The following is a 5,118-nucleotide window of genomic DNA, read 5'->3' on the forward strand; positions in this document are numbered from 1 at the left end:
TGCCGGCAAGGAGGCCGAATTCACCTGCACCGTAAAGGCGATCAAGGCGCCCGCGCCGGCCGAACTGGACGATGATCTGGCAAAGCGCTTCGGTGCCGAAAGCCTCGACGCGCTCAAAGAGCAGATCCGCGAGCGTCTGGAAACGGAATATGCCGGCGCCGCCCGTGCGGTGATGAAGCGCAGCCTGCTCGACAAGCTCGACGAGATCGTCGATTTCGAGGTGCCGCCGTCGCTCGCCGATGCCGAGGCCAGCCAGATCGCCCACCAGCTCTGGCACGAAGAGAACCCGGAGGTTCAGGGGCATAACCACGACGCGATCGAGACCACCGACGAACACCGGCGCCTTGCCGACCGGCGGGTGCGGCTTGGCCTGCTGCTGGCCGAAATCGGTCAGAAGAACGAGATTCAGGTCTCGGACGCCGAGATGACCCAGGCGATCCTGAATCAGGCGCGCCAGTACCCCGGCCAGGAGCGCGAGTTCTTCGAGTTCATCCAGAAGAATCCGCAGGCGCAGCAACAGGTCCGCGCGCCGCTGTTCGAGGACAAGGTCGTCGACTACATCTTCGAACTGGCGCAGGTCGAGGATGTGGAAGCCGACAAGGACAAGCTCAAGGAAGCCGTCGAGAAGCTCGACGAGGAATAGGCGATCCGGACGGATTGATGCGAAAAGCCGCGGCCTCGAAGCCGCGGCTTTTCTGTTGCTGGTCGATGCCCCGCACGGCCCCCCACGAGCCGCTTCGGGCAATTCCGTGATCGATCAGCACCTGCCTGTGCTGTTCACCGCGGTTGCGCCGGATGGCTTGACAGGCGGGGGTTTCTCGCCCATATGGCGCACTCTGCATTGGGGTGTGCCCGGTGCGAACGATAATCACGCCCTGGGAAGGGCGCGCTGTCCGAGGTGCCGGAATGCCGGCGTGAACGCCCGAAAGGGGGCCGAAGGGACGCGGAAGCAGAAGGTGAGACATATGTTTGCGGTTCTCAGGACCGGCGGCAAACAGTACCGCGTTCAGGCGGGCGATGTGCTGCGGGTCGAAAAGCTGGCGGCGAATGCCGGCGAGACCATTCAGTTCAACGATATCCTGATGGTCGGCGGAACGGTCGGAACGCCGCTGGTCGAGGATGCGGCCGTGCAGGCCGAGGTCATCGAGCAGATCAAGGGCGTCAAGGTGATCAGCTTCGTCAAGCGCCGCCGCAAGCACGGCTCGCAACGCAAGCGCGGCCATCGCCAGCAACTGACCCTGCTGCGGGTGACCGAAATACTCGAGACCGGCGCCGGGGCGACCGGCGTGAAGGCCGCAACGGGCGCCGCTTCGGCCCCCGCAGCCGAGCCCGTCGAAGCCTGAGTCCGAAGGAGTAGAACGAAATGGCACATAAGAAAGCAGGCGGTTCGTCCCGCAACGGTCGCGACTCCGACGGTCGCCGCCTCGGTGTGAAGAAATATGGCGGCGAAGCCGTTCTTCCCGGCAACATCATCGTGCGCCAGCGCGGCAACAAGTGGTGGCCGGGCGAAGGCGTGGGGCAGGGCAAGGATCACACGATCTTCGCGCTGGTCGAAGGTAATGTGAAGTTCCACAAGGGCCTCAAGGGCCGGACCTTCATTTCGGTACAGCCGCTCGCGCAGGCCGCAGAGTAAGCCGGACCTCAATCGAACGATGCATCATGAGAGGACCGGCGCAGGGCCGGTCCCTTCGGAATTTACGACGGAAGGCTCCGGAAATGCGGTTTGCAGGCGACAACAGGTGCGGCGGCGGCGCTGCGCGACAGCCGGTCGTGCGGCCGTTGTTCAGCGCCGCGTTCTGGGCCACGCTGGCATTCGTCACCTGGACGGCCTTTCGGCTCGGTCAGGTGCGGATGCAGCCCGATGCGATCGCGTCGAGCGTTCCGGGCTTTCTGTCACGGCTGATTCTGCGGCCGCTCGACCTGATATTGCAGGGCGGGCTTGCGGTTCTGCCGTCGCCGTTTGCGATGCAGGCGGCTGTGGTTGCGGCCGCCCTCGCCGCGATTACGCATGAATTGCAACTTCAGCGCCCGTCTTTGGGAGGAGACGCGGCCTGACGCCGTTCGGCTTCCCCTTGCCGGGAAGCGACTCCCGGCAGGAGGAGAGCGATGCAAGTCAAGACACCCGTCGACCAACCCGTCATTCAGGCGGAGCGTATCACGCTGCGGCCGCTGCGCGCTTCGGACAAGGGGTTGCTGGAGCTTTACGCGGGGGATTCGCGCGTTGCCAACGGTACGCGCTCCATTCCGCACCCCATGCCGCCGGGATCGGTCGAGGCATTCATCGCGCGTGGCCTGTCCGACGACCGCAAGGCCGATGTCTGGGCGATGGACGGCACGGTCGCCGGCCTGGGCGAGGTGGTGGGCGTCGTTTCTCTGTTGCGGATGGAGGATGCGCCGAACAAGTCCGAGATCGGCTACTGGGTTGCGCCGGTGATGTGGCGCAGCGGGCTTGCCTCCGAGGCGGTCGGCGCCCTGCTCGACGCCAATCCGCAAGGCTGCGATACCGTCTTTGCCGAGGTTTTCCAGGACAATCCGTTTTCGGCACGGGTACTGACCAACGCCGGATTCAGGTATATCGGCGACGCGGAAACCTATTCGGTGGCGCGTGGAGCGAACGTGCCCACTTGGACCTATCTCAAGAAGATGAAGTAGATGGCACGCGGGCGGGACGACACCACGATCATCACGCCCAGACTGATCCTCCGCCCGCTGCGCCAGAGCGACGGGCCGGCGATCGTTGCCGGCGTCGGATCGCTGGACGTTGCGAAATGGCTGGCGGTTGTACCGCATCCCTATGGCCCGGGCGATGCCGCGGAATTTCTCGCTTTTGCCAACGGGCGGCGCGACCATTGGGCCATCACGCGTGAGGGCATTCTGATTGGTGTCATCTCGACCGATGGCGAGATCGGCTATTGGCTGACACCCGAAGTCTGGGGCCATGGCTACGCCACCGAGGCCGCCGGAGCGGTTGCGGACCGCTGGTTCGCCGCACCGGACGCCGGCGATCTTCCGGCGCGCCACAAGGTCGGGAACCGGGCGTCTGCCAGATGCCTGCAAGGGTTGGGCTTTGTCTATACGGGGCACGGGATGCACCGGTCGCGTGCGCTCGGGCGCGACATGCCGGGCCTTGCCATGCGCCTGACCCGCAGCGCCTGGGAGGGGCGGTTGCGCCTGCCGTTTCTTGTCACGGCACGCACCCGAACCCGCCCGCTGACAGCGACGGATGCGAAGCGGCTGAGCGCGATCGTGGGCACGCCCGATGTCGCCCCCATGACCTCGTCCATCTCCTGTCCGTGGTCCGAGGATGCCGCTGCGGAGTGGATCGAGGATCGTCGCTGGAAGGGCCAGCCCGGATTCTGCATCGGCTTGTGCGAGCGGGTAGGCGGTGCGCTGATCGGATTGATCGGGCTCTCCCCGGCGGGCGAGGATGAAACGGCAAGCGTGATGTACGCACTGGACAAATCCCGCTGGGGGGCAGGGCTGGCAAGCGAGGCGGCGGCCGCGCTTTTGCGCGCGGTCTTCCGGGATTTTCCGCTTGCGGCGGTGACTGCCGGGCATTTCACCGACAACCCGGCATCGGGCCGGGTCCTGCGGAAGCTCGGCTTTGCCCATGTGGAGGACGGAATGGGGCAATCGCTGGCACGGCTTGAGCCTGCGCCGGTTTCGCACTATCGCCTGAACCGATCCACCTTCGAGGCCCGCACATGAAGTTTCTCGATCTTGCCAAGGTCTATATCCGTTCCGGCGGCGGTGGCGGCGGCGCCGTTTCGTTCCGGCGCGAGAAATTCGTCGAATATGGCGGTCCGGACGGGGGCGACGGCGGCCGGGGCGGCGACGTGATCGCCGAAGCGGTCGAAGGGCTCAACACCCTGATCGACTTCCGCTATCAGCAGCACTTCTTCGCCAGGAACGGCCAGCCCGGCATGGGCCGGCAGCGTACCGGCGCCGATGGCAAGGATATCCTGCTGCGGGTTCCGGCGGGTACCGAGATCCTCGAAGACGACGAGGAAACCGTGATTGCCGACCTGGAGCAGGCCGGCGACCGGGTGGTGCTGGCGCGCGGTGGCAACGGCGGTTTCGGCAACCTGCATTTCAAGACTTCGACCAATCAGGCGCCGCGCCGCGCCAACCCCGGGCAACCCGGTGTCGAGCGGACGATCTGGTTGCGGCTCAAGCTGATCGCCGATGTCGGCCTGCTGGGCCTGCCCAACGCCGGCAAGTCGACCTTTCTGGCCGCCACCTCGAACGCGCGGCCGAAGATCGCCGATTATCCGTTTACCACGTTGCACCCCAACCTCGGGGTTGTCGGCGTGGACAATGCAGAGATGGTGGTGGCCGATATTCCCGGCCTGATCGAAGGAGCGCACGAGGGACGCGGCATCGGCGACCGTTTCCTTGGTCATGTCGAACGCTGCGCGGTGCTGCTGCACCTTGTCGACGGCACGTCGGAGGATGTGGTGGCCGATTACGAAACCATACTCGCCGAACTCGATGCCTATGGCGGCGGTCTGGCGGACAAGCCGCGGATCACTGCGCTGAACAAGATCGACGCGCTGGACGACGCGGAGCGCGCCGAGCGGCAGGCCGTGCTGGAGGAAGCGTCCGGCGGGCGGGTCTATCCGATATCCGGGGTCAGCCGCGACGGGCTGGTTCCGGTGCTGCGCGCGCTGCGCTCCGAGGTCACCGCGGCGCGTCGGGTCGAACGGATCGAGGACGAAAGCGGCGCGGGGGCCGAGACATGGAGACCCTGATCCACGGTACACACCCCGCGATCGCCGATGCCAGGCGGCTGGTGGTCAAGATCGGCTCGGCGCTGCTGGTGGACCGCACCGGCGGAACCCTGCGCGAAGACTGGCTGACCGGTCTTGCCCGCGATGTGGCCGATGCAATGGCACGGGGGACCGAGGTCGTACTGGTGTCCTCCGGTTCCATTGCGCTCGGCCGCGCGACGCTGGGCCTGCCTGTGGGCGAGCTGCCGCTCGAACAGTCGCAGGCTGCCGCCGCCGTGGGGCAGATCGAACTGGCGCGCGCCTATCAGAGCGCGCTTGCGCCGCACGGCATCCGCGCCGCGCAGGTGCTGGTGACGCTGGAAGATTCCGAGGATCGCCGGCGCTACCT

6 protein-coding genes and 2 pseudogenes are annotated in these 5,118 nt (G+C 66.2%); all 8 read left to right on the forward strand.

Translation table 11 applies throughout. The features are described from left to right. Positions 1–643: trigger factor (locus ACK5IR_RS16035; protein WP_416930263.1), on the forward strand; the 643-nt coding region annotated here is incomplete at its 5' end. A 322-nt stretch (positions 644–965) separates the two neighbouring features. After that, a pseudogene (rplU, locus tag ACK5IR_RS16040) lies at positions 966–1,340 on the forward strand (50S ribosomal protein L21); the annotation flags it as partial. A 23-nt stretch (positions 1,341–1,363) separates the two neighbouring features. Continuing rightward, a complete protein-coding gene (gene rpmA / locus ACK5IR_RS16045) occupies positions 1,364–1,633 on the forward strand; it encodes a 50S ribosomal protein L27 (RefSeq protein WP_416930265.1) in 270 nt (89 codons plus the stop codon). 26 nt (positions 1,634–1,659) lie between these two features. Then, positions 1,660–2,055, forward strand: coding sequence for a hypothetical protein (locus ACK5IR_RS16050; protein WP_416930267.1), 396 nt, complete (start codon positions 1,660–1,662; stop codon positions 2,053–2,055). Positions 2,056–2,106: 51 nt separating this feature from the next. Continuing rightward, positions 2,107–2,652, forward strand: a complete 546-nt coding sequence (locus ACK5IR_RS16055; RefSeq protein ID WP_416930269.1) for a GNAT family N-acetyltransferase — start codon at positions 2,107–2,109, stop codon at positions 2,650–2,652. Next, positions 2,653–3,708, forward strand: a complete 1,056-nt coding sequence (locus ACK5IR_RS16060) for a GNAT family N-acetyltransferase (RefSeq protein WP_416930271.1) — start codon at positions 2,653–2,655, stop codon at positions 3,706–3,708. It abuts the gene before it with no gap. Further along, the gene (gene obgE, locus ACK5IR_RS16065) at positions 3,705–4,751 is read left to right on the forward strand and encodes a GTPase ObgE (RefSeq protein ID WP_416930273.1); all 1,047 of its coding nucleotides are present in this window, start codon (positions 3,705–3,707) and stop codon (positions 4,749–4,751) included. Before ACK5IR_RS16060 ends, obgE begins: the two co-directional genes overlap by 4 nt. Further along, positions 4,739–5,118 (forward strand): annotated as a pseudogene (locus tag ACK5IR_RS16070) (glutamate 5-kinase); the annotation flags it as partial. The gene obgE and the pseudogene ACK5IR_RS16070, both read left to right, overlap by 13 nt.

This window comes from Tropicimonas sp. (genome assembly GCF_047971885.1).
Classification (GTDB): domain Bacteria; phylum Pseudomonadota; class Alphaproteobacteria; order Rhodobacterales; family Rhodobacteraceae; genus Tropicimonas.